The 26,344-nt window shown below is 71.7% G+C and carries 25 protein-coding genes and 1 pseudogene; 10 read left to right on the plus strand and 16 right to left on the minus strand.

Features of this window, described 5'->3' with window-relative positions; translation table 11 throughout:
- The first annotated feature begins 2 nt into the window (after positions 1-2).
- Entirely contained in the window at positions 3-959 is a 957-nt protein-coding gene (locus ACFW01_RS12735) for a DUF3152 domain-containing protein (protein ID WP_384503434.1), read from the plus strand.
- 68 nt (positions 960-1,027) lie between these two features.
- On the opposite strand, the gene ACFW01_RS12740 is transcribed toward ACFW01_RS12735, so the two are convergent.
- The 5 genes from ACFW01_RS12740 to ACFW01_RS12760 all read right to left on the minus strand — a co-directional run bounded on the left by ACFW01_RS12740 (position 1,028) and on the right by ACFW01_RS12760 (position 5,064).
- Positions 1,028-1,237, minus strand: a complete 210-nt coding sequence (locus ACFW01_RS12740; RefSeq protein WP_234959247.1) for a hypothetical protein — start codon at positions 1,235-1,237, stop codon at positions 1,028-1,030.
- Between the two features lie 54 nt (positions 1,238-1,291).
- Positions 1,292-2,296 (minus strand): TerC family protein, encoded by a 1,005-nt coding sequence (locus ACFW01_RS12745; protein WP_384503436.1) that lies wholly within the window; start codon positions 2,294-2,296, stop codon positions 1,292-1,294.
- A gap of 28 nt (positions 2,297-2,324) precedes the next feature.
- Positions 2,325-3,368 carry an SPFH domain-containing protein gene (locus ACFW01_RS12750; protein ID WP_234959245.1) on the minus strand — a complete coding sequence of 348 codons (1,044 nt, stop codon included), beginning with the start codon at positions 3,366-3,368 and terminating at the stop codon, positions 2,325-2,327.
- 2 nt (positions 3,369-3,370) lie between these two features.
- Positions 3,371-3,802 carry an NfeD family protein gene (locus tag ACFW01_RS12755; RefSeq protein ID WP_234959244.1) on the minus strand — a complete coding sequence of 144 codons (432 nt, stop codon included), beginning with the start codon at positions 3,800-3,802 and terminating at the stop codon, positions 3,371-3,373.
- 122 nt (positions 3,803-3,924) lie between these two features.
- Positions 3,925-5,064 carry a winged helix DNA-binding domain-containing protein gene (locus ACFW01_RS12760; protein ID WP_384503439.1) on the minus strand — a complete coding sequence of 380 codons (1,140 nt, stop codon included), beginning with the start codon at positions 5,062-5,064 and terminating at the stop codon, positions 3,925-3,927.
- A 110-nt stretch (positions 5,065-5,174) separates the two neighbouring features.
- On the opposite strand from ACFW01_RS12760, the gene ACFW01_RS12765 reads away from it, so the two are divergent.
- Entirely contained in the window at positions 5,175-6,029 is an 855-nt protein-coding gene (locus ACFW01_RS12765) for an alpha/beta fold hydrolase (RefSeq protein WP_384503441.1), read from the plus strand.
- Here the strand turns inward: ACFW01_RS12765 and ACFW01_RS12770 are convergent.
- Both ACFW01_RS12770 and ACFW01_RS12775 read right to left on the minus strand, forming a co-directional pair.
- On the minus strand, positions 6,026-6,601 hold the full coding sequence (locus tag ACFW01_RS12770; RefSeq protein ID WP_384503443.1) for a dihydrofolate reductase family protein: 576 nt from the start codon (positions 6,599-6,601) through the stop codon (positions 6,026-6,028). The genes ACFW01_RS12765 and ACFW01_RS12770 overlap by 4 nt on opposite strands.
- 108 nt (positions 6,602-6,709) lie before the next feature.
- A complete protein-coding gene (locus ACFW01_RS12775; RefSeq protein ID WP_384503445.1) occupies positions 6,710-7,609 on the minus strand; it encodes a virginiamycin B lyase in 900 nt (299 codons plus the stop codon).
- A gap of 241 nt (positions 7,610-7,850) precedes the next feature.
- On the opposite strand from ACFW01_RS12775, the gene ACFW01_RS12780 reads away from it, so the two are divergent.
- Positions 7,851-9,065: a phosphatidylserine/phosphatidylglycerophosphate/cardiolipin synthase family protein gene (locus ACFW01_RS12780; RefSeq protein ID WP_384503447.1), complete on the plus strand. Its 1,215-nt coding sequence runs from the start codon at positions 7,851-7,853 to the stop codon at positions 9,063-9,065.
- 42 nt (positions 9,066-9,107) lie between these two features.
- Here ACFW01_RS12780 and ACFW01_RS12785 read toward each other — a convergent pair whose 3' ends face one another.
- On the minus strand, positions 9,108-9,962 hold the full coding sequence (locus ACFW01_RS12785) for a helix-turn-helix transcriptional regulator (RefSeq protein WP_384503449.1): 855 nt from the start codon (positions 9,960-9,962) through the stop codon (positions 9,108-9,110).
- A gap of 178 nt (positions 9,963-10,140) precedes the next feature.
- On the opposite strand from ACFW01_RS12785, the gene ACFW01_RS12790 reads away from it, so the two are divergent.
- Positions 10,141-11,088 carry an SDR family oxidoreductase gene (locus ACFW01_RS12790; RefSeq protein ID WP_384503451.1) on the plus strand — a complete coding sequence of 316 codons (948 nt, stop codon included), beginning with the start codon at positions 10,141-10,143 and terminating at the stop codon, positions 11,086-11,088.
- 55 nt (positions 11,089-11,143) lie between these two features.
- On the opposite strand, the gene ACFW01_RS12795 is transcribed toward ACFW01_RS12790, so the two are convergent.
- Both ACFW01_RS12795 and ACFW01_RS12800 read right to left on the minus strand, forming a co-directional pair.
- Positions 11,144-11,701, minus strand: a complete 558-nt coding sequence (locus ACFW01_RS12795) for a dihydrofolate reductase family protein (protein ID WP_234959236.1) — start codon at positions 11,699-11,701, stop codon at positions 11,144-11,146.
- Positions 11,702-11,813: 112 nt separating this feature from the next.
- Complete coding sequence (locus ACFW01_RS12800; RefSeq protein WP_384503453.1) at positions 11,814-12,506, minus strand: hypothetical protein; 693 nt, start codon at positions 12,504-12,506, stop codon at positions 11,814-11,816.
- A 114-nt stretch (positions 12,507-12,620) separates the two neighbouring features.
- Here ACFW01_RS12800 and ACFW01_RS12805 point away from each other — a divergent pair.
- Positions 12,621-12,734: pseudogene (locus ACFW01_RS12805) on the plus strand (TetR family transcriptional regulator); the annotation flags it as partial.
- Here the strand turns inward: ACFW01_RS12805 and ACFW01_RS12810 are convergent.
- On the minus strand, positions 12,727-13,305 hold the full coding sequence (locus ACFW01_RS12810; protein ID WP_234959234.1) for a dienelactone hydrolase family protein: 579 nt from the start codon (positions 13,303-13,305) through the stop codon (positions 12,727-12,729). The pseudogene ACFW01_RS12805 and the gene ACFW01_RS12810 sit on opposite strands and share 8 nt — an antisense overlap.
- A 343-nt stretch (positions 13,306-13,648) precedes the next feature.
- Positions 13,649-14,719: a tRNA (adenosine(37)-N6)-threonylcarbamoyltransferase complex transferase subunit TsaD gene (gene tsaD / locus ACFW01_RS12815; protein ID WP_384503455.1), complete on the minus strand. Its 1,071-nt coding sequence runs from the start codon at positions 14,717-14,719 to the stop codon at positions 13,649-13,651.
- Positions 14,720-14,877: 158 nt separating this feature from the next.
- Here tsaD and ACFW01_RS12820 point away from each other — a divergent pair, with 158 nt between their 5' ends.
- On the plus strand, positions 14,878-15,846 hold the full coding sequence (locus tag ACFW01_RS12820; protein WP_384503457.1) for a DUF3500 domain-containing protein: 969 nt from the start codon (positions 14,878-14,880) through the stop codon (positions 15,844-15,846).
- A 16-nt stretch (positions 15,847-15,862) separates the two neighbouring features.
- Here ACFW01_RS12820 and ACFW01_RS12825 read toward each other — a convergent pair whose 3' ends face one another.
- Positions 15,863-16,288, minus strand: a complete 426-nt coding sequence (locus ACFW01_RS12825; protein ID WP_384503459.1) for a Rid family hydrolase — start codon at positions 16,286-16,288, stop codon at positions 15,863-15,865.
- A gap of 95 nt (positions 16,289-16,383) precedes the next feature.
- On the opposite strand from ACFW01_RS12825, the gene ACFW01_RS12830 reads away from it, so the two are divergent.
- Entirely contained in the window at positions 16,384-16,887 is a 504-nt protein-coding gene (locus ACFW01_RS12830; RefSeq protein WP_234959230.1) for a MarR family transcriptional regulator, read from the plus strand.
- Positions 16,888-16,900: 13 nt separating this feature from the next.
- Here the strand turns inward: ACFW01_RS12830 and ACFW01_RS12835 are convergent, their stop codons facing one another.
- From ACFW01_RS12835 to ACFW01_RS12845, 3 genes are all read right to left on the minus strand, one after another.
- Entirely contained in the window at positions 16,901-17,083 is a 183-nt protein-coding gene (locus tag ACFW01_RS12835; RefSeq protein ID WP_234959229.1) for a DUF6480 family protein, read from the minus strand.
- 141 nt (positions 17,084-17,224) lie between these two features.
- On the minus strand, positions 17,225-19,456 hold the full coding sequence (locus ACFW01_RS12840) for an MMPL family transporter (protein WP_384503461.1): 2,232 nt from the start codon (positions 19,454-19,456) through the stop codon (positions 17,225-17,227).
- Between the two features lie 222 nt (positions 19,457-19,678).
- Complete coding sequence (locus ACFW01_RS12845; protein ID WP_384503463.1) at positions 19,679-20,701, minus strand: DUF6215 domain-containing protein; 1,023 nt, start codon at positions 20,699-20,701, stop codon at positions 19,679-19,681.
- A 446-nt stretch (positions 20,702-21,147) separates the two neighbouring features.
- On the opposite strand from ACFW01_RS12845, the gene ACFW01_RS12850 reads away from it, so the two are divergent.
- Genes ACFW01_RS12850 through meaB form a run of 3 tightly spaced genes read left to right on the plus strand, consistent with a single transcriptional unit; the run spans position 21,148 to position 26,165 of the window.
- Positions 21,148-22,959, plus strand: a complete 1,812-nt coding sequence (locus tag ACFW01_RS12850; RefSeq protein ID WP_384503465.1) for a methylmalonyl-CoA mutase family protein — start codon at positions 21,148-21,150, stop codon at positions 22,957-22,959.
- On the plus strand, positions 22,959-25,139 hold the full coding sequence (gene scpA / locus ACFW01_RS12855; protein WP_384503467.1) for a methylmalonyl-CoA mutase: 2,181 nt from the start codon (positions 22,959-22,961) through the stop codon (positions 25,137-25,139). The genes ACFW01_RS12850 and scpA overlap by 1 nt, the downstream gene beginning before the upstream one ends.
- A 12-nt stretch (positions 25,140-25,151) precedes the next feature.
- On the plus strand, positions 25,152-26,165 hold the full coding sequence (meaB, locus tag ACFW01_RS12860; RefSeq protein ID WP_384503469.1) for a methylmalonyl Co-A mutase-associated GTPase MeaB: 1,014 nt from the start codon (positions 25,152-25,154) through the stop codon (positions 26,163-26,165).
- Positions 26,166-26,344 lie beyond the last annotated feature (179 nt).

The following is a 26,344-nucleotide window of genomic DNA, read 5'->3' on the forward strand; positions in this document are numbered from 1 at the left end:
TCATGAACGAGCGCCGATCGATCCCCTCGTCCTTCTCCGCGGCCGACCGGCGGCACCGCCCCGGGCCCCGCGGCCGCCGTGGCGGCGGTGCGCGCCGCCGCCGGGGCGTCAGGTCGCGTCTGCTGTGGCCGGGGCTCGCGGCCGGGGCGGTACTGGTGCTCGCCGGCGGTCTGGCCCTGCGGGAGGGCGGGGAAGCCGCCGCGGACCGCTCCGCCGGCGCCACCGGCCCGGCGGGCTCGCCGGCCCCCTCCGCGTCGTCCACCGCGTCCGCGCGGCCCGGGCCGCGCGACGCCGTCGAGACGGAGCGGGCCGTCGAGACGGAGCGGGCCGAGGCGACGGAGAAGGCCGGCGGGACGGAGGGGACGGGGAGGGAGCGCGGCCCCGGCTCGATCCCGTCGTCCGGCCCGGGGACGTTCGCCACCGCGGGTGGCGGCGGGGACCGGGTCGGCGGGAGCGGACGGACGCTGACCTACGTGGTCCAGGTCGAGGACGGCATCGGGATCCCGGCCCGGGACGTCGCGGCCGAGGTCGATCGGATCCTCGCCGACGAGCGGGGCTGGACGGCGGACGGAATCGTGGGGTTCCGGCGAGTGACGGGCGGCGCCTCCGACTTCCGGGTACGGCTCGCCACGGCGGGGACGGTGGACACGGTCTGCGGCCGGTACGGCCTGGACACGGGCGGCGAGGTCAACTGCAACGTCGGTCAGGACGTCATGGTCAACCTCAAGCGGTGGCTGCTGGCCACGCAGTGCTACGCGGACGACGTGACGTCGTACCGGGCGCTGATCATCAACCACGAGGTCGGGCACTTCCTGGGCCACGGCCACGAGGGGTGCCCCGGGGCGGGGCGGCCGGCACCGGTGATGATGCAGCAGATCAAGGGGCTGCACGGCTGCCGGACCAACGTCTGGCCCTACGACGCCGAGGGCAGGCCCGTCACCGGGCCCGCCGTCGGCTGAGTCCGGGCGGGCGCCGGGCCCCTCGGCGCCGCGTGCCGGTGGCGGAACGGGTCGGTGCCGCTACGGGGTCAGTGGCGGGGGCCGGTTGCGTCGGTGCCGCAGTCGGGGTTCCGGCAGGTGCCCGGCCCCCAGACCGGGACGTAGATCCCGAGGGTTTTGTGTCGGGTGATCTCCGCCGGGACGGAGTGACCGCAGGTGGGGCAGATGTCATGGCGCTGCGAGTCGGCCTGCCGGGGTGCGGTGCGGGTCTCTTTCTTCTGCTGCGTGTGACTGCTCATGGTTCTCACGTCCGCACTGGGAACGGATTTGGGAGGTTGTGAGGGACTTTACCCCTATTTTACGTTCTTATGTTCGGGTGAGGTCAGGACTTCCTCGCCGGGACCGCCCGTGTCCCCGTCGTCCGTGTCGGGTGGGCGCCGCAGGCTCAGGAACACCGACGCCGCCAGGACCACGACGATGACCGCCAGGCTCACGGGCGAGGGAATCTCCGGCACGGAGGGGCTGACCGTCTTGTGGGTCGCCTGGAGGATGAGCTTGACGCCGATGAACCCCAGGATGACCGCCAGTCCCTTGCTCAGGTAGTGGAAGCGGTCGAGCAGCCCGGAGAGCATGAAGTACAGGGCCCGCAGGCCGAGGATGGCGAAGGCGTTGCTGGTGTAGACGATGAAGGTGTCGTCACTGACCGCGAGCACGGCGGGCACACTGTCCACGGCGAAGATCAGGTCCGCCGCCTCGATCGCGGCGACGACCGCGAGCAGCGGCGTCGCCACGTGCTTGCCGGCCTCCTTCACGAAGAACTTGGGGCCCGCGTACGTGTCCCGCACGGGGATGACCTTGCGCAGCAGCCGGACGGCGAAGCTCTTGCCGGGGTCGAAGCTCTCCTCCTCACCCTTGAGGATCTTGTAGACGCTCCAGAAGAGGATGGCCGCGAAGGCGAACAGCACGGCGGTGAAGCGGTTGACCACGGCCACGCCGGCGGCGAGGAAGATGCCACGGAACACCAGCGCGCCGATGACGCCGAAGAAGAGGACGCGGTGCTGGTAGGCCCGTGGCACCTTGAAGTAGGCGAAGATCAGGGCGAAGACGAAGAGGTTGTCGACCGAGAGACTCTTCTCCAGCAGCCACGCGGTGGTGTACTCCGTGCCCGCGGTCGGGCCGAGGACGAGGAAGACGATCGCCCCGAAGACGAGCGCCAGGCCCACCCACAGGCCGCTCCAGGCGGCCGCCTCCTTGAATCCGATGACGTGTGCGCTGCGGTGGGCCAGGAGGTCGACGGCGAGCGACACGACGACGGTGGCGGCGAAGGCTATCCAGAGCCAGAAGGGCACATCGAACATGGGGGCCTCGCATGGACGGGCGGGGTTCTCATCGGTCCTCGGTCACGGGGGCGCGCATCGCCTCGGAGGCCACCCGGTCGGCCCGGGCGGCGTCGGCGACGGCCTCGGCGGCGGCCTCCGCGGCCTGGGCCGTGTCGTTGGCGGCCTGGGCGGCACCGTCGTCCGAGCGGCTCTCGCGGGTGGCGGGTGACTGGGGCAGCGCCTCGGTGAAGGCGCGGGAGACGCCCTGCAGCGCGGAGGTGACCTCGCTGGGGATGACCCAGAAGGTACTGCCCGAACCCTGGGCGAGCTGCGGCAGCACCTGGAGGTACTGGTAGGCCAGGAGCTTGGGGTCGGGGTCGTTGCGGTGCACGGCCTGGAAGACCTCGTCGATGGCCCGGGACTGCCCCTCGGCCTTGAGGATCTCGGCGGTGCGGTTGCCCTCCGCGCGGAGCACGGCGGCCTGCTTGTCGCCCTCGGCGGTGAGGATCTGCGACTGGCGCTGGCCCTCCGCGCCGAGGATCGCGGCCCGCTTGTCGCGCTCGGCCCGCATCTGCTTCTGCATCGCGTCCTTGATGGTCTGCGGCGGGTCGATGGCCTTGATCTCCACCCGGTTCACGCGCAGCCCCCATTTGCCGGTGGCCTCGTCCAGTACGCCGCGGAGCTGGCTGTTGATGGTGTCGCGCGAGGTGAGGGTCTTCTCCAGGTCCATCGAACCCACGACGTTGCGCAGGGTGGTGACGGTGAGCTGCTCGACCGCCTGGAGGAAGTTCGCTATCTCGTAGAAGGCCGCGCGTGGATCGGTCACCTGGAAATACAGCACGGTGTCGATCTCGACGACGAGATTGTCCTCGGTGATGACCGGCTGCGGCTTGAAGGAGACGACCTGTTCGCGCAGGTCTATCACCGGATAGACCCGGTCGATGTAGGGGATGACGAGATTGAGCCCCGGTTTCAGCGTGCGATGGTAGCGGCCGAGCCGTTCGACATTGCGGGCACGGGCCTGGGGCACGATGCGAACCGCCCGCACCACGGTGAACACCGCGAGAAGGGCGACGATCACACCGGCGATCAGGAACGCCGAGACTTCCATGGTCACTCCCGGGGATAGACGAATGCGGTGGTGCCGCTGATCTCCAGTACGTCGACCGTCGCCCCGCGGGGAATCACCAGCGTCTCGTCGTAGGAACGGGCGCTCCATTCCTCACCGTCGATGCGGACCCTGCCGTCCATGCCGGTCACCTCGGAGACGACGTACGCGGCCTTGCCGACCAGCGCCTCCACGCCGAACCTCGCGGTCTGGGGCTGCAGGAGATGGCGTACGGCGACGGGGCGCACGAACAGCAGGGTGACCGTGGCGACGACGGTGAACAGCAGGAACTGGAAAGGCGGTGAAAGGCCGGCCGCGGCGGATCCCGCCGTGATCAGCGCGGCCGCGCCCAGCATTCCGAGCGCGGCGGTCAGCGTGAAGATCTCCGCCACGATCAGGACCGCCGAAACGATCAACCAGATCAGCCAAGGATCCATGGCGACCCCTCCCGGACGATGCGAAAAGAGCGGTCTGTTGATCAAGTAGTGATCAAGGCACCCACACAGGCGCCTTTGGAGTAATTTTACCTGCTTCCCGGAAAATCCGACCCCGCCCGGGATCAGCCCTTCACGGTCACGTGTTCGGCACCCGGGAGCCCTTTTTCCCACCAGTGTCCGTAGCGTCGGTAAACGGCCGGATCACGGTCGGCGAGAAGCGCCGACAGTTTCTCCGCCTCCTCGGTCACCCCGCGCCACGCGGCCTTGCCGAGTCTGTGGAAGGCGGTCAGTTCCAGTCCGCCGTCGACCGCGCGCCACACCCCGGCGACCCGGCCGTCGACCAGCAGGCAGGGCAGCACGTCACCGTTGCGGCGGACGACCGCCGGGCGGTACTCGGGAGGCAGGAACCGTCCCGGTACGACGTGCGCGAGCAGGGTGCTGTCCCACATCGGCAGCAGCCGGGGCGGGGCCTCGGTGTCCTCGGCCGGCACGGTGGCGTCCGCCAGGTCGAACAGGGCGGCGCGGCCCCGGCCCGCCACCGGCACCACCCGGTCGCCGAGTCCGCGCAGCGCCCCGTCGACGGCGCCGCGCGTCAGCAGGGTGAAACGGGCGAAGTCCTGGGCCGTGGCGGGCCCGAACGCCCGCAGGTAGGAGAGCAGCAGCCGCCGTACCCCCGCGGCCGCCTCTCCCGGACCGTTCTCGGCGTCGGCCGGGGCGGCCAGGTAGGCGTTGCGCGCGGTGAACGACCAGGGCCCGCCGGTCGGCCCGTGATGTATCGGCGCGTAGGTGCGCAGCGCCCACCACACGCGGTGCGCGTCCTCGCCGAAGCGCGCGGTGACCTCCCTCTCCACCTCGGCGCCGGTGCGGGGCCGGTCCAGGAACCCGGCGAGTTCCGGGAGCAGTCCGTCGGCGTCGGCGGGGGTCAGCGAGGTCGAGGTGAAGCGGCGGTCGTACAGCCGGGAGGCGCGCAGGGTGCTCAGCATGGCCGCGCGGTAGGGCGCGTAGTCCTCGGCGTGCACGGCGTGCAGGGTGATCCGCATCAGGCTCGCCTTGACGATCCGGCGCTCCGCGAACGCCGCGTCGAGGTCCTCCGGCGCGAAGTCCCGCACCCGGTTCCACAGCGCCAGGTACGGCGACGCCGGTGACTGCGCCTGCAGCGCGCAGACCCGGCGCACCGCCTCCGCCACGTCCAGGCGCTCGCGTTCGAGCAGGAGTTGCCGGTCCAGGGTGGCCAGGGCGAGGCGTCGCGGGGTGAGGGTCACGCACGGATTATGGCCCTCCCTCGGCCTGCGCGGGACGACGCGACCGTGTAGGCCCCTCCCCCTCGCCGGTCGGACCGGCCCGCTCGCCCAACGCCGGATACGGTGGTCCGATGAGTACCGTCAACGCCAACGGAGTGACCCTGGGCGTCGAGTCGTTCGGTGCCGACGACGCGCCCCTCGTCCTGCTCGCGGGCGGGACGACGATGCTGTCCTGGCCCGACGCGCTCTGCGAGCGACTGGCCGCCGGCGGTCGGCGCGTGGTCCGCTACGACCTGCGCGACAGCGGCGAGTCGACGACGGCGGATCCGGAGGCGCCCGCCTACACCCTGCGGGACCTCGCCTCCGACGCGGCGGCGCTCGCGCACGCCCTGGGCGGCGGGCCCGCGCATCTCGCGGGGATCGGCGTCGGCGGGATGGTCGCCCAGGTGGCCGCCCTCGACCATCCGGAGGAGTTCTCCGCGCTCACCCTGGCCGGTACCCGCGCGGTCGCCCCCGGCCCGCCCGACGACGACCTCCCCGACCACGACGCGGCGACGATGAGCCGCCTGTTCGCGCATCCCATGCCGGACTGGACCGACCGGGAGGCGGTGGCGGAGTTCGCCGCCGCCGGCGCGGCGATCCTCGGCGACGACCCCGACGCCGCGCGCACGACGGCGGCGCGCGTCTGGGACCGCACGCCCGGCACCGCACCTCCCGTGCAGCTGGCCAACCAGCTCGGCATGGTCTTCTCCGCGCTCGACTGCGCGCCCCGCTGGCGGGAGCGGCTGCCCGGGATCACGGTCCCCACGCTCGTCGTCCACGGCCGCCGCGACCCGTTCTTCCCCGTCGGCAACGCCGAGGCGATCGCGCGCGAGATCCCCGGCGCCCGGCTGCTCGTCCTGGAGGACGCGGCGACCGCGATCCCCGACGCGTCGGCCGACGAGGTCGCCGGGGCGATGCTCGCGCTCGGCCCGGGCCGGTCCTAGTCGCCGGTGCCGGGCGGCCCGTCGAGGACCCTGGGAACGTACTCGAGCAACTGGAGCCCGCCGTCGAACGTGCGGTGTTCGACCATGTCGAGGGCGAGGTCGGGGTAGCCGTCGAAGATGCGGTCCTTCCCGGTGGCGCCGGTGATGACCGGGAAGACGACCACGCGGAAGCGGTCGACCACGCCCGCCGCGATGAGCGACCGGCACAGGGTGAGGCTGCCGAGGGTGCGCAGCGGGCGCCCGTCGCGCTTCATCTCCCGCACGGCCGCCACGGGCTCCTCGCGGTTCAGCTCCGTAGCGGACCACGACAGCGGCGCCTGAAGGGTCGAGGAGAACACCACCTTGGGCGTCGCGGCCAGGAGGGTCATCCCCGGGTCGTCGGGCATCTGGGCGGCGAACCCGGACATGAGCCGGTACGTCGTGGCGCCCATGAGGGTCGTGTACTCCTTGTGCGAGTCCTCCTCCAGCCAGGCGAGGTACTCGGGCCCCTCCATGCCCCAGAAGCCCGGCCATCCCTCCGCGGCCCCGTAGCCGTCGAGCGAGATGATGAAGTCCACCATGAGGCTTGACATCGGTCTCTCCTCCTTGCCACACGTGTACGTAAGAGTGGTGACCGGCGGCGGGACGGAAAGTCATCGGCGCCGCGGCGGTCCACGAGGCGCGTCTCTGGGGCCCTTTGGTCAGAGTGTCGTCAGGCGGGCGATCGTCCCGTTCTCCAGGGCGGTCCAGATCGCGCCGTCCGGTCCCTGGACGATGCCGTGGGGTTCCGAGTCCGGGGTGGGGAGGTCGTACTCGTCGATCTCGCCGTCGGGGGTGATCCGCCCGACCCGGTTGGCTCCCCACTCGGTGAACCAGCAGCCGCCGTCGGTGGCGGCGGCGATGGCGTGCGGGCGCGACCCGGAGTCGGGCAGGGCGAATGCGTCGATCGTGCCGTCCGGGGTGATCCGCCCGATCCGCCCGGCACCGATCTCGACGAACCACATGGCGCCGTCGGCCCCGGCCGCGATGCCGACGGGCGCGGCGTCCGGTGTCGGCAGCGGGTGGACGTCGACGGCGCCGTCGAGGGAGATGGCGCCGATCGCGTTCGCCCGGTTCATGGTGAACCACAGCCGGTCGTCCCGGCCGACGGCGATGCCCGAGGGGAAGGCACCCGAGACGGGGAGCGGGAACTCGGTGACCCGACCGCCGGTCGTGATCCGGCCGATGCGGTCGGCGCTCGCCTCCGTGAACCACAGCGCGCCGTCCGGGCCCGCCACGATCCCGAACGGCCCGGCGTCCGGCGTGGGCAGCGGGAACGACGTGACCTCCCCGGCCGTGGTGACACGGCCGATCCGGTGGCCGCGGAACTCGGTGAACCACAGCGCGCCGTCGGGCCCCGCCGTGATGGTCGACGGTCCCCCGGAGTCCGGTTCCAGGGCGTGGGAGTCGGTGGCGCCGTCGGGGGTGAGGCGCCCGATCCGCCCGTGGTGGACCATGGTGAACCACACGGCGCCGTCGGGTCCGGCGGTGATCCCGTAGGGACCTGCGTCGGGGCCGGAGACGGAGAACTCCGTGATCGACACGGTCGGGCGGCGCGACATGGGCGGTTGGTTTCCTTGATCGGTCGGCGGCGGGAGTCCGACAGCGGATGCTAGCCGTGCCGCGGTCGCCACGCCTCCGGTTATTGCGGCGGCCCGGTCGGCGGCGACGCCTCACACAAGACGACGCGCATGCACGGCGGCGGACAGGGCAGACGCAGCGTCGTCGGCGTCGGCCGACGGCTCAGGGGCGGGTTCACCGGGAACTGTCGCTTCCCCTTGCGCGCTTCGAAAGGAAACAGGGATGACGAGTGTCCAGGAGGTCCCGTCGGCCTCCGCCCGCGCGGCGGACGACGGTGGTGTGACGGAACGAGCCGTGCGGATACGGCGCCGCCTGGAGCGTCTGATCGGCATCGCGGCGACCGAGGGCAACGCGCTGCTTCCGCTGCGCAACGGGGACGAGATCTTCCCGGCCATGCTCGACGCCATCCGCTCCGCCGAGCACACCGTGGACATGATGACGTTCGTGTACTGGAAGGGCGAGATCGCGCGCGAATTCGCGCACGCCCTCGCGGAGCGGGCCCGGGCCGGGGTGCGCGTGCGGCTGCTCCTCGACGGCTTCGGCAGCCGGCTCATCGACTCCGACCTGCTCGCCGAGATGGACCGGGTCGGCGTCCAGGTGGCCTGGTTCCGCAAGCCCGCGCACCTGTCGCCGCTCAAGCAGAATCACCGCTGCCACCGCAAGGTCCTGGTCGTGGACGAGCAGGTGGCCTTCACCGGCGGCGTGGGCATCGCCGAGGAGTGGTGCGGCGACGCCCGCAACCCCGGTGAGTGGCGGGACACGCACGTCCAGGTGCGGGGACCGGCCGTGGACGGCATCGCGGCCGCGTTCGCGCAGAACTGGGCCGAGTGCCACGACGAGCTCTTCGACGACCGCGACCGCTTCACCCCCCACCGTCCCCACGGCGACGCGGTGGTGCAGGTGGTGCGCGGCTCGGCCAGCTTCGGCTGGCAGGACATGCAGACCCTGATCCGGGTCATGATCGAGTCCGCCGAGGAGCGATTCCGCCTGACCACCGCCTACTTCTCCCCGGACAGCTACTTCATCGAACTCCTGTGCGCCGCCGCACGGCGCGGCGTGGAGGTGGAGATCCTGCTGCCCGGCCCGCACACCGACAAGCGCGTCTGCCGGCTGGCCGGGCAGCACTACTACGACGATCTCCTCGCCTGCGGGGTGAGGGTCTACGAGTACCAGCCGACCATGATGCACGCCAAGGTCATCACCGTGGACCGCACGGCCGCCCTCGTCGGGTCGACCAACTTCAACCGGCGCTCCCTCGACCACGACGAGGAAGTCATGCTGGCCGTCCTGGACGAGGAGTTCACCGCCGCCCTGGACGCCCACTTCGACGCCGACAAGGCGACGGCCGAGCCGATCCGCAAGGGTGTCTGGAAGCGGCGTTCGGTGCTCCAGCGCGCCCGCGAGGCGGCCGTCCAGCCCCTGCGCCGGTTCCTGTGACGGTGACCGTCGCCACGGCAGCCGACACGGGCCGTGCGCCGATCAGCGCAGTGCCCGCGCCTGCGGCCCGATGACCGCGAGGAGGCGCAGCCGGTCGTGGCTCTCGCTGCCCGGGACCGCCGTGTAGACGAGCAGGCGGTGTGACTGGTACGGGTCGAGAAGGGTCTGGCAGCTCAGTTCGAGGGCGCCGACCTCCGGATGGCTGAAGCGCTTGACGTGGTGGGGCCGGACGCCGACCTCCTGCTTGTCCCACAGAGCGCGGAACTCGTCGCTCCGGGCGAGGAGCAGCTCGGCGTAGTGGGCGGCCCGGGAGCCGGGGCCGCGCAAGGCGGTGACTTCACGCAGCCCGGACGCGAACATCCGGGAGAGAAACGCGTGATCCTCCGGCGCGTGGAGCCCGCGGGTGGCCGGGTCGGTGAACCAGCGGTAGCCGATGCTGCGCGCGGGGCCGGTGTAGCGGGTCGTGTCGCCGGTGAGGGCGATGCCGAGCGGTGTCTGGCGCAGCGTCTCCCCCAGTTCGGTGACGACCTCCGCGGGCGTGTCGTCCAGCCGGTCGAGGATGCGCAGCAGGCCGGGGCTGATGTGCTCGTCGACGGCGCCCGTGCCCCGGACGGGCGGAGCGTGGCCACCGAGGCGGAACAGGTGGTCCCGCTCGTCGAGGGAGAGGTGCAGCCCCTGCGCGATCGAGGCGATCATCGACTCGGACGGCCGTGGGCCGCGCCCGCGCTCCAGCCGGGCGTAGTAGTCGGTCGACATGTGACACAGCTCGGCGACCTCCTCGCGGCGCAACCCGCCGGTCCTGCGCCGCCGTCCGCGCGGGAGGCCGACGTCCTCGGGTTGCAGCAGTTCCCGGCGGCGCCGCAGGAACGCCGCGAGCCCGGCCCGGTCGATCTCCATGCGCTGTCTCCCTCTCGTGCCGGTCCCTTTCTAGCGCGCCCCTCCGCGCCTATCCACGGTCCGCCGATCCCCCTCTCCTCCGACGCCGCGCGACCGCGCGCATCGGTGGATCGGGAGTCCCTGGATGGGCCCGGTCGCCGGGGTGACGCTGGAGCCAACGACATCGTGGGGAGCAGACATGCCACGCAAGGACATCGACATCACCGTTCCCGACCTGACCGGGAAGCGCGCCGTCGTCACCGGAGCGAGTGACGGGATCGGGCTCGGCATCGCGACGCGTCTGGCCGCCGCCGGCGCGCAGGTCGTCATGCCGGTCCGCAATCCACGCAAGGGCGAACGGGCGGCCGCCGGAATCCGGGAGCGGATCCCCGGCGCGGACGTGTCGCTGCGCGCCCTCGACCTCTCCTCGCTCGCCTCCGTCGCGGAGCTGGGCAGGACGCTGCTGGACGAGGACCGCCCCATCCACCTCCTCGTCAACAACGCCGGCGTCATGACCCCGCCCGACCGGCGGACGACGGCCGACGGCTTCGAGCTGCAGTTCGGCACCAACCACCTGGGGCACTTCGCCCTGGTCAACCACCTCCTCCCCCTGCTACGGGCCGGGCGGGCCCGTGTGACGTCCCAGATCAGCGTCGCGGCGAACCGCAACGCCATCAACTGGGACGACCTGAACTGGGAGCGTTCCTACGACGGCATGCGCGCCTACAGCCAGTCGAAGATCGCCTTCGGCCTCTTCGGCCTCGAACTCCACCGGCGCAGCGAAGCGGCGGGCTGGGGCATCACCAGCAACCTCTCCCATCCGGGAGTCGCACCGACGAGCCTGCTCGCCGCCCGACCCGAGGTCGGCCGCGCCCAGGACACGCTGGGCGTCCGCCTGATCCGCGCCCTGTCCGCCCGCGGCGTCGTCGTCGGAACGGTGCACACGGCACAGCTGCCCGCTCTGCACGCCGCCACGGCCCCCGAACCCGAGGCCACGGGCGGCGGCTTCTACGGACCGAGCGGGCCCGGACACCTGGGCGGCCCGCCGGCGGAGCAGCAGCTGTACGGCCGCCTGCGCGGTACGCAGGACGCGCGGCGCGTCTGGCGGATCTCCGAGGAACTCGTGGGCGCCCACGCCTGGCGGTAGGCCAGGCACAGGATCAGACCGCGGCACCGGCGCACCGTGCGACCGCTTCCTCGATTCAGCGGGTCCGGTAGCGCGCGTAGATCAGTCCGCTGTCGAAGGCACGCTCCTCGACCATGTCCAGATCGAGGCGTACGCCGTCGGGGAAGAACCGCTTGCCGCCGCCGACCACGCTAGTGGTGATGAACAGGTGGTACTCGTCCACCAGTCCGGCCGCGATCGCCTGGGCCGCGAGGTTGGGGCCGTCGACGGTGAGGTCGGCCTCGGCCTCGGCCTTGAGCCGGCGCACCGCCTCCGGATCGAAGGTCCGCTCGATCCTGGTCTTCGCGCTGGACACCGACTCGAGCGTCGTGGAGTACACGACCTTCTCGGCGGCCTGCCAGTCGCGGGCGTACTGCAGGATGTGCGGCGGCTGGCCGGGCTCGGTGTGCGCGGTCTCCCAGTAGACCATCGTCTCGTACATCCGCCGGCCGTACAGGTAGGTGCCGACGGGTCGGAAGAGGTCGTTGATGAACGTGTGCACCTCCGGGTCCTCGGCCCCTGTACCGAGATCGCCCTCGGCCGCCTCGGCGTAGCCGTCGAGCGAGGTGACCATCGAGTAGATGAGCTTTGCCATGCCTCTCCTTCGGTACGGGCGCGCAAGTCTGTCAGCGGTCCTGCGAATCCTGACCCCGACAGGGCCCGGAACTCATCGACCGGCCGCATCGGGCTCCGGGAGCGGCACTGCCTCACAGAGGTCCGGCGGTCTTGCGGGGGTCGTCGGATGTGATCAGATCGATGAATCGCCGGGCCTGTTCTCCCGGCGGTTCGTGCCGGGTGACAGGCAGGTCGAAGGTGAACTCAGCGCCGTACGCCCCGTCGTCCCTGCGACGGCCGAAGTACACCTCCACCCCTTCGGGCACTTCCCGCCGGAGCTCCACCTGTTCCACTGCGCAATCCCAGCGTTCGAACCATCCGCTCTTCCCGAACTCCCGGGTCAGCAGGCGCGCGACCGTGTCCACGGGCTCTTCCCAGCTGGTGTCGGCAACGGCACGCGCCAATTCGGCGTCGTACTGAGCCGCATCGAAACGGACGTCCGCAGGCACCGGCACCCGGTTGTCGTGGGTGTTCTGCCAGGCCGACCACACCACCAGGTCACCCTGGCGGTGGATGGTGACGAAGACTCCCCCGCAACAGCCCGTGTAACAGTCGTTGTTGGACAACTCGATCCGGCGAGGCTCCTCCAGCGCCGCCAGTGGCCATTCCTCGGCCGACCCGAACCACGCGCGGCGCGAGCAACTCGCCACCCCTGCGGGATGGATCGCGGCGAGCACGTCCCGGCCGTCGATCAGTGGGCGCACCTCCGCCCACTGCTCCATCGCCAGGGGATGCGGTATCGCGTGTCTCAGGGCGAACCTACTGATGTGCGCAGGGCGGTTCATGCCACCCATGATCACCGCCGGCGGGCTGTGCGGAAAGCGCTTATGGAGCGCGACGTCGATGCCGTCCCGGGTCCGCGGTCACCTCGCCTACGTCCGGTTCGCCCTCGACACGGGGACGCGGACGCCCTGTCGACCACGGTCCGGGTCCTGGTCCACGGTCTCGCGTTCCTGCACCTCGACGGCAAGCTCGACGCCGCACACGCGGTCCGCGAGGTGTCCCCTACTTGACGCGGTCGAGGAAGCCGAGCACCCGGTGGACGACCTGCTCCGCGGCCCGTTCGTCGTAGGAGGGCAGGCTGCTGTCGGTGAACAGGTGCCTGTCGCCCGGATAGAGGAACAGCTCGCCGTCCGTCGCCGTCTCCACGAGCGCGCGGGCGGCGTCCACGTCGCCCTCCCCGGCGAAGTAGGGATCCGCGTCCATGCCGTGGATCTGGACCGGGACGTCCTGGGGCCAGGCGCCGCCGAACTCGGCGACCGGGACGCACGACTCGAGCAGCAGCGCGCCCTTCGCGCCGGGGCGGGTCTGGGCCAGCTTCTGTGCCGGCAGGACGCCGAGTGAGAAGCCGACATGGACCAGCTCAGGCGGCAGCTGTTCGGCGGCGGCGATTCCGCGCGCGGTGATCGTGGAGAAGCCGGTGCTTCCGGCGTAGGCGATGCCCTCCTCAAGGGTGCCGAACACCTGTCCCTCGTACAGGTCCGGGGCGTGGACGGTGTGTCCGGCCTGTCGCAACCGCTCCGCGAACTCGCGGACGCCGGCGGTCAGACCGTGTCCGTGGTGGAAGACCAGCACCTCAGCCATGTCACTCCCCTCGTGCCGCGGTGCCCGGGTGGCGCCGCGGCACGAGTATGGCCGAAGGCACTGACACCCGGCCCGGTTCAGCGCTCACCCCAACCGGCAGGGGGCTGGGCGGGTGCCCGGCACCCTGCGTCGGCCAGGGCCGTCGTACGAGGCCGGCAGGCACATCTCCCGGGCCGCTACGACCACATCCTGGCCGCCGCCCGCCCCGCGCCCTCGCCGCCGGGAAGCGCGCCCTGGACGCGCCCGTCCGGGCGCCCCCCATGGACCATGCCTCCGGTCGAGGGTGAGAAAGGGGCGCCGGCCGGGTGTGCGCGCCGGGTGTCGGGTGCGGCGCCGGCCGGCATCAGGCGATCTGCGGTGCGAGGGCCGGGAGCGGCGTCAGGGAGGCGTACTCCAGCGGCGCCGATGGATCGATGGACACCTCCAGTGGCGCGGGCTCGGCGCCGGCACGGACGAGGAGGTCACCGACGGCCGCGATCATGGCGCCGTTGTCCGTGCACAGCGTCATGGGCGGCACTCGCAGCTCGATCCCGGCCGCGGCGCAGCGTTCCTCGGCCAGGCCCCGGACCCGGGAGTTCGCGGCCACACCGCCGACCACGATCAGTGTCCGCACGTCGTGGGCACGGCAGGCGGCGAGCGCCTTGCGGGTCAGCACGTCCGCGACGGCCTCCTGCAGGGCGGCGGCGCCGTCGGCCACCGACACCTCCTCGCCGCGCAGCCGCTGCCTCTCCACCCATCGGGCCGCGGCCGTCTTGAGCCCCGAGAAGGAGAAGGCGTACGGATCGTCGCCGGGGCGCGTGAGGGGGCGGGGGAAGTCGACGGCGCGGGGGTCGCCCTCCCGTGCCGCGCGGTCGATCGCGGGCCCGCCCGGATAGGGCAGGCCGAGGATGCGGGCGACCTTGTCGAAGCACTCCCCCGCCGCGTCGTCGAGGGTGTCCCCGAGGTGCAGGATCGGCTCACGCACCAGGTCTCGCACGAGGAGCAGCGAGGTGTGTCCGCCGGAGACGATCAGCACGACGCACGGAGTGGGCAGCGGCCCGTGCTCCAGTGTGTCCGCGGCGACGTGTCCGGCCAGGTGATGGACCCCGTACAGCGGCACCCCCGCCCCGTAGGCGAGCGACTTGGCTCCGGCCAGGCCGACCTGGAGGGCGCCGGAGAGCCCGGGGCCGGTCGTGACGGCGACGGCGTCGATCCGGCCGAGTCCCAGCCCTGCCTGGTCGAGGGCCTCACGCACGACCGGGGTGAACGCCTCGAGATGCGCCCGGGCGGCGATCTCGGGCACGACCCCGCCGAAGCGGGCGTGCTCGTCCATGCTCGACGCCACGACGTGGGCGAGCAGCCTTCCGTCCTGGACGATCCCGGCTCCGGTCTCGTCGCACGAGGACTCGATCCCGAGTACCACTGGTCCGCCCATCGGGCCCATCTCCTTCTGCGAAGACTCTGCATCTGCACTATATGTGCAATAGGTGGACGGAAACGCGTCCGGCCCTCCGCGAAGCCACGCGGGTACGGGATTCCGCGCGCAGAATGAAACCCGCTGCCGGCCGAGTGGCCGTCAGCGGGAGGAGAAGCGTGGGCGAGATTCCGTCGAAGCACATCGCCGCCGGGATGCGGGAGGCGGCACATGCGCTGCTGGCCGCCCTGGAGCCGGAGCAGGTGCGTGAACTGCGCTCAGCGCCCGACCGGTTGGACGCGCCGGAGCTGCGCGAGTGGACCTACCTGCCCGGCCCCCGCCCCGGACTCTCCACCGAGGGGCTCGACGCCCGGCAGCGTGAGGCGGTCGACGCGCTCCTGGCCACGGCGCACAGCGTGCCGGGAGCGGAGTTGGCGCGCGGGGCGATCGAGGTGGAACGGCATCGCCGCGCCCAGCAGGGGTCCGTGGGCGCGGACCGCTACTGGGTGCGACTGCTGGGCGACCCGGGCGGCGACGAACCGTGGGGCTGGCGGATGAACGGCCACCACCTCGCGGTGCACGTCCTGGTCACGGCGGCCGGGATCCGGGTGACGCCGCACTTCGTCGGCTCGGAACCGGCTCGCATCGGCAGCGGCCCCCAAGCGGGCCTCCGGCTCCTGGGCCCGGAGGAGGACCTGGCCAGGGAGCTGGTCACGGGCCTGGACGGCGGTGCGCGGGCCGAGGCGGTCTTCGCCGCCACGCCGCCGGACGACATCCTGACCCGGGACGATCCGTTCGCCGATCCGGCCGTCCTGCCGGACGGCCTGGCCCACGACCGCATGACGCCCGGTCAGCAGCGCCTCCTGGAGGCCCTGGTGCGCCGCTACCTCGACCGCGCGCCCGCGGCGTACGCACAGGAGTGCTGGTCGGACGCGGTGACCCGCGGACTGGGTTCGGTCTCCTTCGCCTGGGCCGGCGGCCTCGTCCCCGGAGACCGGCACTACTACTGTGTCCGGGCCCCGGATTTCCTCATCGAGTACGACAACACCCAGGACGACGGCAACCACGCCCACTCGGTCTGGCGCCACATCCGCCACGACTGGGGAGCGGACCTGCTCCGGAGGCACTACACCGAGCAGCACGCTTGATGCGGTGCCTCACCGTTCAGCTGCCGGATCCGACGATGGCGGTGACGCGGATCTCCACGCGCATGGCGGCGAGACCGAGGACCGTGACGCCGGTCTCGGTCCAGATCGGCGCGCGGCCGTCGAGGCGACGGCGGAACTGCTCGGCCATGACCCTGTTGTGGTCGTCGCCGATGGCGTCGTCCCCCGGTGCGACCTTGTGGTACGAGTTGACGTGGATGACGTCCTTCCACGTGGCGCCCACCGTGGCGAGCGTGCGCTCCACATTGTCGAAGGCCTGGACGATCTCGTCCTCCAGCGAGTCGGGGATGACCAGCTCGTCGTCCACCCCGGCCTGGCCGGAGATCTCCACCCGGTCGCCGACGCGGACGGCTCCGCTGTAGCCGAGGGCCTCGTGGAGCCTCTCACCGAAGCCCGGAGTGACGCCGAAAGTGACGGTGCTCATGGTGGTCCCTCTTCCTGTCCGCAGGGCCGCGCTTCCCGTTACATGACTTCACGCGTAAAGTGAGAGTAGCAAGTGATGACTTCAAGCGCAAAGTGATGACGGGAGGGCCCGTGAGCGGCACCGGAGAACACGAGGACGATCAGGAGCCGCGATGGCTCGACGAGCAGGAGAAGGCGGCGTGGACGGGGCTGATCTCCCTCGTCCTGCTGCTGCCCGGCAAGCTGGAGTCACCGCTGCGGCAGGAGCACGGCCTCACCCTGTTCGAGTACCTCGTACTCAGCCACCTCTCCGAGGCTCCGCAGCGCACGCTGCGCATGGGAGAGCTCGCCTTCCTCGCCAGCGGGTCGCTCTCCCGCCTGTCCAACGTCGTCAAACGCTGTGAACAGCGGGGCTGGATCGTACGGACCCCCGACCCGGCCGACGGCCGCTACACGCTCGCCGAACTCACCGACACCGGCTTCGACACCGTGCACCAGGCAGCCCCCACCCACCTGCGCTCCGTACGCCGGACCGTCCTCGACTCGCTCAACGCCACGGACCAGAAGGCCCTCGCACGCATCGCGCAGAAGCTCCAGATCGTCCCCGACGACTTCGGCTGACGGACGGAGCCGGTCACATCAGTGACACGGCGCGGGCGACGAAGAAACAGGCGACGATCGCCGCACCGATGAGGATGATCCACGTCCAGATGCGGGGGTGCTCCCAGATGCCGCCGTCGGGGCGCTCCTCGTGGGCCTCGGCCGTGGAGCCTTCGACGGGAGGGGTCTCCCCGGGGGGCACGAGCGGTTCTGTCATGTTTCCAGGTTCCTGCAGACACCCGGGGTACGCATCCGCTGCCCGCACACGCCCCGCGGACGCGGACGGCGAAGGTCCCGGCGGTGACACGACTGTCACCGCCGGGACCGGGCACCGCTGGGGTGATCACCGTCGCCGGGATCAGACTCCCGTGGGGTCCTTCTCGGACGTCCGCTGTGCCAGGGGCGCCGGCTCGTGGCCGCCCTCGCTGAGGCCGAAGCGGTCGTGCGCCTTGCGCAGGAGGGGTGGCGCGTACCAGGCCGAGCGGCCGAGCACGCGCATCGCGGCGGGCACGAGCACGCCGCGGACGGCGACGGCGTCGATGAGGATGGCCAGTCCGCTGCCCAGACCGAACATCTGCATGTAGCTGATGCCGGCCGTCCCGAAGGCGAAGAAGCTCACCGCCAGCAGACAGGCCGCCGCGCTGACGATGCGTCCCGTGTGCCCGAGCCCGTTGACCACCGCGGTCTCGTTGTCCGCGCCCTCGTCGTGCAGCTCCTTGATCCGGCTGGTGACGAACACCTCGTAGTCCATCGAGAGGCCGAAGGCGATGCAGAACATCAGCAGCGTCATGGACACCTCCATCGGCTGCGGCGTGAAGCCGAACAGATCGGAGAGGTGGCCGTCCTGGAACATCCACGTCATGACGCCGAGGGCCGCTCCCAGGCTGACGATGTTGAGCACCAGCGCCCGCAGCGGCTGCACCACGCTGCCGGTGAACAGGAACAGCAGGATGAAGGTGGTGAGGGCGATCAGGCCGCCGGCCAGCGGAATCAGGCTGATGATGGAGTCCTTGGAGTCGACCAGTGCGGCGTCCCGGCCGCCGGCCAAGGCGTCCGTCCCCTCGGGCGCTTCGACCGCTCGCACGTCCTTGACCAGGTCCTGGGCGGCGTCCGACATCGGTGTCAGGTCGCTCACCACGTTGATCCGCTGCGCCTCGGGGCGGCCGAGCGCGGCGTTGCGCGGACCGGGCGCCGCGGCCCGGCCGTCGGTGTAGGTCCCGGTGGACGCCTCGACGCGGACCACGCCGTCGAGCTCCGAGAGCTTGCCCGCGTACGAGTCCAGCGGTGCCCTGTCGACCGCCTTGTCCATGACCACGTGGATGGCCGCCGCGTCGCTGCCGTTGAAGTTCTTCTCCAGTTCGGCCGAGACCTGGCGGCTCTTGGCGTCCTCGGGCAGGGAGCGCTCGTCGGCGATACCGATGGTGATGCCCAGCAGTGGGCTCGCCGCCAGCAGCAGCACCGCGAGCACCGGCAGCGCGGTGAGGCCGGGACGCCGCATGGCCGTACGGGCCAGCCGACCCCAGAAGGGGACCCTGGAGCCGTCGTCCCGCTCCGCCTTCTTCGCCCACGGCAGCTGCCCCTCGTTGACCCGGTGCCCCAGGACCTTGAGCAGGGCCGGCATCACGAACAGGGTGCTGATGGCGGCGATGGCGACGACACCGACCCCGGCGTACCCGAACGAGCGCAGGAAGTACTGGGGGAACACCAGCAGAGCGGCGAGCGCGACCGCTACCGTGGCGGCGGAGAAGGCGACGGTACGGCCCGCGGTGTGCACGGTGTGCCGGACGGCGTCGTCCACGCTCGCGCCCTTCGCGAGCTGTTCGCGGAACCGGCTGACCATCAGCAGCGCGTAGTCGATGCCGAGGCCGAGTCCCAGGGCGGTGGTCAGGTTGGTGGCGGTGATGGAGATGCTGGTGGCGCTGCCGAGGAGGAAGAGTTCCGCGAACGTACCCACGATCGCGATGAGCCCGATGACCAGCGGCAGCAGGGCCGAGACCACACTGCCGAAGACGAAGAGGAGCAGCAGGAGGGTCAGGGGCAGCGCGATCGCCTCGGCAAGGACGAGGTCCTCGGAGGAGTAGGTCCCCATGTCGTCACCCACGGCAGCGGTGCCGCCGGCCTCGACGGTGAGCCCGGCGCCCTTCGCACCGGTGTACTCGTCGATGATCTCCTTGGCGTTCGCCCGCTCCTCGGTGTCACCGCCCTTCACATGGGCGAGCACCATCGCCTGGTTGCCGTCCTCGGAACGGAGGTCCGGGTTGCCGGTGTCCCAGTACGAGACGACGTTCGCGACCGTGTCCTCCTTCCTGAGGCCGGCCGCCAGTTCCGTGCCCTGCCGCTTGACGGCCTCGGCGTCGACGCCGCCCTCGGGGGCCCGGACCAACAGGACCAGGTTGGACTCCCCGCCGAACTTGTCGCTGATGACCGTCTTGGCCTTGCTGGACTGGGAGGACGGGTCGTCGAAGCCACCGGGCAGGAGCTTGCCGAACGCGCCGGCGCCCAGAACTCCCATGAGGACCACGGCCACGGCGGTGATGACGAGTACCAGCCGGGACCGGCGGATCGCCCATTCGGCTATGCGTTCAAACACGCACTCTCTCCTTGCATTCTGACGGCGTGAACCCTGGGCCCGCGCGGGTGGTGGGGATGTGGCCCTGAAGGTATCCAGGCGGCAAGGAGCTTTGGCAGTGCGAGATTTACCTGACACTGTCAGGTTTTTCTCACACATGAGGTTCGGGCAGGCAGGGTGGACTGAGGAGCCCGGTGAGGCCCGGCCGAGGACGCAGAACACTCGCCTTCCGGGTGCCGGCTCTCACACGCTCCGTCCGGGGATCGTCGGGAGGATCTTCTCGGCGATGTCGAGGAGGGCGCTGTCGTCCGGGAGGGCTCCGGTCGTGCTCCACACCGTGACGTCGAAGTAGCCTCCCCGGTCCGTCGCGTCGAAGGCCACCGACAGCGTTCTGGCCAGTGGGCCCTGCTCGACCGGTCCACCGGATCCGCCGCTCCCGAGATCGATCTCGATCCTCATGGTGTGGTCCGAGGCGAGGACCGCGGGCCGGCCGAGGACCACGACCCTTCTGACGTCCGTCTCCTGCCCGTACTTCATCAGGTTCACGTACTGGGCGATCGACAGCTTGTTGTACGTGGCCGAGACGTTCACGGTGTAGGTGTCGAACTGGACCTCGGCCTCCGGCTGGGCGACCCTCCCGTCGGTCAGGGGCGCGGTGTTGCTCGTGCCGGACGCCACGGTGGCGGTCTCGGCGGGTGTGCCCAGGAGCTGGGCGAGGTCGGGCGTGTTGAGCGCCTTGCACAGCTCGTCGCCGGTCACCGCCTCGGGGTTCTTCGCGTAGGCGCCCGGCAGTTCCTCCCCCTCCCCGCTCGGACACGAGGCGGCCCGCGGTGTGCTGTCGTTCTCGGAGGGCTGCAGACGCGGGCCCAGCCACACCGCGGCACCGAGCGCCGCGAACACCGCCACGGCGGCGACGGCCTGGGCCCACGCGTTGGGCTCCTTCTCGGGCGCGGGCGGGGTGGGACGCTGCGCTGCCGGCGCGTGGATCCGCGCCTGCGTGTGCGCTTGCGCCTGGACGGGGGCGGCGGTCCCCGCCCCGTCCGCCGAGGCCGCCGGGCCCGGGTTCCGGCGGGCGCGCAGGGCGCGGACCACCGTGCGCACGCGCACCGCTGTGAACACCAGGAACACCCCACCGATCCCGGCCAACACCCCTTCGTCGTCGCGGAGGGCGAGATGCACGAGGCGTACGCCGAACACGGCCCCGACCACGATGAACAGCGGCTCGCGGACCCAGAAGGGCAGGAGCCGGAAGAGGAGACCGAGCATCCGGCAATCTCACCAGGACAAGATCGCATCGGCTGTGGTGGAAGCCACAGTTCCGGCCTGGACCGCAGGTACCGTCCGGGAGCTTCCTCACCACGGTCGGCGGCGGCGCAGGTGGCACCGGTCCGAGGGCGGCGCGGCCCCATTGACGCGGCGCATCGCGGTGGGCGACCCTCCCCGCCGGAGGGAAGACGACCGTCACCCGCGCCGTCGCCACCACCGTCCACCCGGGTGAGCCGGCACTCGGGCTCGTCGAGGAGTTCGCCCACCCGAAACGCCTCCCCCGGACCGGGCCGGGCCGGGGCGCCGGCACCGCACTGCTGGACGTCCTGATGCCGCCCGCTCCGGACGACTGAGTGCGTGAGCGGCTCATGTCACACACGCGGAGAGAACAAGGTCACAACCGCTCCCTCTGCTGCTCGCCTGCCCGCCTGACCTAACATCCGACCATGACGCTCCTGCCTGACGACGGACTCGACCTCGCGGCCGAGTTCCCTCACGCGACACATGAGCAGTGGCAGCACCTGGTGGCGGGCGTGCTGCGCAAGTCGGGCAGGGAGGTGCCGGACGACGAGGCGGAGGACGCCCTGTCCACCGCGCTCGAGGACGGCCTGCGGGTACGCCCCCTGTACACCGCGCGCGACGCCGCCCCCGACCCCGGTCTGCCGGGCCTCACGCCCTTCGTGCGCGGCGGCCGCGCCCAGGCCGCCCGCATCGGCGGCTGGGACGTGCGACAGCGGCACACCGTGACCGACGGCGCTTCGGTCATGACCGACCTCGAGAACGGCGTCACCTCCCTGTGGCTGGTCGTCGGCGAGTCCGCCGGCATTCCGGTCACCGCGCTCGACCGCGCCCTCGACGGCGTCTACCTCGACCTGGCTCCCGTCGTCCTGGAGGCGGGCGACGCCTTCGAGCCGGCCGCGCGTGCCCTGTTGCGCCTGCACGAGGAGAGGGGCGTCCCCGCGGACACCGTGCGGGGCAACCTCGGCGCCGACCCGCTGGGCCACGAGGCCCGTACCGGCAGGTCGTACGAGACCGCCCCCGTGGCCGAGCTGGCCCGGCTGTGCGCCGAACGCCACCCCGGCCTGCGGGCGCTGACCGTGGACGCGCTGCCCTACCACGAGGCCGGTGGATCGGCGGCGCAGGAGCTGGGCTGCTCCCTGGCGACGGGCCTGGCCTACCTGCGCGACCTGACCGCGGCCGGGCTGGACCCGGCCCAGGCCCTGACCCAGCTGGAGTTCCGGTACGCCGCGACCGCCGACCAGTTCCTGACCATCGCCAAGCTGCGTGCCGCGCGCCGGCTGTGGGCGCGGGTGGCGGAGGTCTGCGGCGCGCCGCGGGAGGGCGCGCAGCTGCAGCACGCGGTGACCTCGCCGGTGATGATGACGCGCCGCGACCCCTGGGTGAACATGCTGCGCACCACGGTCGCCGCCCTGGCCGCCGGGACGGGCGGCGCCGACGCCGTGACCGTGCTGCCGTTCGACCACGCGCTCGGTCTGCCGGACGCGTTCGCGCGCCGAATCGCCCGCAACACCTCCACCGTCCTGATCGAGGAGTCGCACCTGACCCGGGTGATCGACCCGGCGGGCGGATCCTGGTACGTGGAACGGCTGACCGACGAACTGGCCCAGGCCGCCTGGACGTTCTTCCAGGACATCGAGCGGGCGGGCGGGCAGGCTGCCGCCCTGCGCTCCGGGACGGTCGGCGAACGGCTGGCGGACACCTGGGCCGTGCGCAGCGCGAAGCTGGCGAAGCGGCGGGAGCCGGTCACCGGGGTCAGCGAGTTCCCCCACCTGGCCGAGAAACCCGTCGTGCGCGAGCCCGCGCCCGAACCTCCGTCCGGGGGCCTGCCCCGGGTGCGGCGGGACGAGGCGTTCGAGGCGCTGCGCGCCCGTTCGGATGCCCACCTGGCCGTGACCGGCGCCCGGCCCCGTGTCCACCTGACCGCGCTCGGCCCGGCCGCCGCCCACACCGCCCGGCTCACCTTCGCCGCCAACCTCTTCCAGGCCGGCGGCATCGAAACCGTCACCGAAGGGGACTTCGGTGAGAGCGGGGCGCGGGAGGTGTGCCTGTGCTCCAGCGACGCGCTGTACGGGGAGCAGGCCGAGTCCAGCGCCGCCGCGTTGCGCGAGGCGGGCGCCGAGCACGTGTTCCTCGCGGGCCGTCCGGGACCGTACACGGGCGTGGACACCTACGTCTTCGCGGGCTGCGACGCCGTCGCCGTGCTGTCCGCCACCCTCGACCGCATGGGAGTGTCCTGATGTCCATCCCCGACTTCTCCGCGATCGAGCTGGGGGCTCCGACCGCCGAAGCCGACGGCTTCGACGAGTGGCGTGCGGCCGTGAAGAAGGCCGCCGACGGCGACGACCTCCTCTGGGAGACGCCGGAGCAGATCACGGTCAAGCCGCTGTACACCGGGCAGGACCTGGAGGGTCTGGACTTCCTGGACACCTTCCCGGGCGTCGCCCCGTACCTCCGCGGCCCGTACCCGACGATGTACGTCAACCAGCCCTGGACCATCCGCCAGTACGCGGGGTTCTCCACGGCCGAGGAGTCCAACGCGTTCTACCGCCGCAACCTGGCGGCGGGGCAGAAGGGCCTGTCGGTCGCCTTCGACCTGCCCACCCACCGCGGCTACGACAGCGACCACCCGCGGGTGACCGGCGACGTCGGCATGGCGGGCGTGGCGATCGACTCGATCTACGACATGCGACAGCTGTTCGACGGCATCCCGCTGGACCGCATGACGGTGTCGATGACGATGAACGGCGCCGTGCTGCCCGTGCTCGCGCTGTACATCGTGGCGGCGGAGGAACAGGGCGTACCGCCCGAGAAGCTGGCCGGGACCATCCAGAACGACATCCTCAAGGAGTTCATGGTCCGCAACACCTACATCTACCCGCCGAAGCCGTCGATGCGGATCATCTCCGACATCTTCGCGTACACGTCGCAGCGGATGCCCCGCTACAACTCCATCTCCATCTCCGGCTACCACATCCAGGAGGCGGGCGCGACGGCCGACCTGGAGCTGGCGTACACCCTCGCGGACGGGGTGGAGTACATCCGGGCCGGGCGTGAAGCGGGCCTGGACGTCGACGCCTTCGCGCCCCGGCTGTCGTTCTTCTGGGCGATCGGCATGAACTTCTTCATGGAGATCGCCAAGTTGCGGGCGGCCCGGCTGCTGTGGGCCAAGCTGGTGAAGCAGTTCGACCCGCAGAACGCCAAGTCGCTGTCCCTGCGTACGCATTCGCAGACCTCCGGCTGGTCGCTGACCGCCCAGGACGTGTTCAACAACGTCACCCGCACGTGCGTGGAGGCGATGGCCGCCACCCAGGGCCACACCCAGTCGCTGCACACCAACGCCCTCGACGAGGCGCTCGCGCTGCCCACCGACTTCTCCGCGCGCATCGCCCGCAACACCCAGCTGCTGCTCCAGCAGGAGTCCGGCACGACCCGCGTGATCGACCCGTGGGGCGGCAGCGCCTACGTGGAGAAGCTGACGTACGACCTGGCGCGCCGTGCCTGGCAGCACATCCAGGAGGTCGAGCGGGCGGGCGGCATGGCGCAGGCCATCGACGCGGGCATCCCCAAGCTGCGGGTGGAGGAGGCCGCCGCCCGCACCCAGGCGCGGATCGACTCCGGGCGGCAGCCGGTGATCGGCGTGAACAAGTACCGGGTGGACTCGGACGAGCAGATCGAGGTGCTCAAGGTCGACAACTCCTCGGTGCGCGACCGGCAGATCGCCAAGTTGCGGCGGCTGCGCGAGGAGCGGGACGAGATCGCGTGCCGGGACGCGCTGGACGCGCTCACGCGGGCCGCCGGCGCCGAGGGCAACCTGCTGGAGCTGGCGGTGCGCGCGGCTCGTGCGAAGGCGACCGTGGGCGAGATCAGCGACGCTCTGGAGAAGGTGTACGGGCGGCACGCGGGTCAGATCCGTACGATCTCCGGTGTGTACCGCAACGAGACGGGCGAGTCGCCGGCCGTGGAGCGCACCCGGGCGGTGGTGGACGCCTTCGCCGACGCCGAGGGCCGTCGGCCGCGCATCCTGGTCGCCAAGATGGGTCAGGACGGCCACGACCGCGGCCAGAAGGTCATCGCCACCGCCTTCGCCGACCTCGGCTTCGACGTGGACGTCGGCCCGCTGTTCCAGACCCCGGCCGAGGTGGCCCGCCAGGCGGTCGAGGCGGACGTGCACATCGTCGGGGTGTCGTCCCTGGCCGCCGGGCACCTCACCCTCGTCCCGGCGCTGCGCGAAGCGCTCGCCGAGGAGGGGCGGGAGGACATCATGGTCGTCGTCGGCGGGGTGATCCCGCCGCAGGACGTGCCGACCCTGCTGGAGATGGGCGCGGCGGCCGTGTTCCCGCCCGGCACGGTGATCCCGGACGCGGCCCGTGACCTGGTGGGCCGGCTGGCGGCCGGTCTCGGGCACGGCGAGCTGTGAGCCGGTGACGTGATGGCCCTCGAACTCGACGCGTATGTCAAGGGCGTCCTGGACGGCAAGCGCGCGGTCGTGGCCCGCGCGATCACCCTCGTCGAGTCGACCCGCCCCCAACACCGTACGCTCGCACAGCAGTTGCTGACCGAGCTGCTGCCGCACAGCGGCACGGCCCGGCGGATCGGGATCAGCGGCGTGCCGGGCGTGGGCAAGTCGACGTTCATCGACGCCTTCGGCACGATGCTGACCGGGCTCGGCCACCGGGTCGCCGTCCTCGCCGTCGACCCGTCCTCCAGCCGGACCGGCGGATCGATTCTCGGCGACAAGACCAGGATGGAACGCCTGGCCGTCGACCCGGCGGCGTTCGTCCGCCCCTCCCCCACCGCGGGGACGCTCGGCGGGGTCGCGAAGGCGACCCGCGAGTCGATCGTGGTGATGGAGGCGGCCGGCTACGACGTGGTGCTGGTGGAGACGGTCGGCGTGGGCCAGTCCGAGACGGCCGTCGCCGACATGGTCGACTCCTTCCTGCTGCTCACCCTGGCCCGCACCGGCGACCAGTTGCAGGGCATCAAGAAGGGCGTGCTGGAGCTCGCGGACGTGATCGCCGTCAACAAGGCGGACGGCCCGCACGAACGCGACGCCCGCACGGCGGCACGTGAACTGGCGGGCGCCCTGCGGCTCATGCACGGCAAGGACGCCTTCTGGACGCCGCCGGTGCTCAGTTGCAGCGCGCGCGAGTCGATCGCCCTCGACACCGTCTGGGAGCGCCTGGAGCAGCACCGCACCCTGCTGGACTCCACCGGCCGCCTCGCCGCCAAGCGCCGCACCCAGCAGGTCGACTGGGTCTGGAGCATGGTCCGCGACGAACTGCTGGGCCGACTGCACGCCGACCCGGCCGTCCGGTCTCTGGCTCCGCAGCTCGAACAGCAGGTGAGGGAAGGCGGATTGACGGCGACCCTGGCGGCGGAACGCATCCTGGACGCCTTCACGAATGACTCAGCCGTCCCTCCACCGCCCGCCTCCCCCCAGTGACCGTCCCGGATTTCAGCGGCTCCCCGCCGTCGCCGGGCCAGTTCCGACGGTCCCATCGCCGGACGCCACGCAGTCCGTCGGTATCCGGCGCCGCCCCGTGTACCGGTGCCGCCGCTCGGGGCAGGGCGGCAGCAGAGGAGCCACGCGGGCGCACAGGCCATCGGGGATGCAGAGCCCGG

The sequence above is a fragment of the Streptomyces sp. NPDC058985 genome, from assembly GCF_042740985.1.
GTDB lineage: Bacteria > Actinomycetota > Actinomycetes > Streptomycetales > Streptomycetaceae > Streptomyces.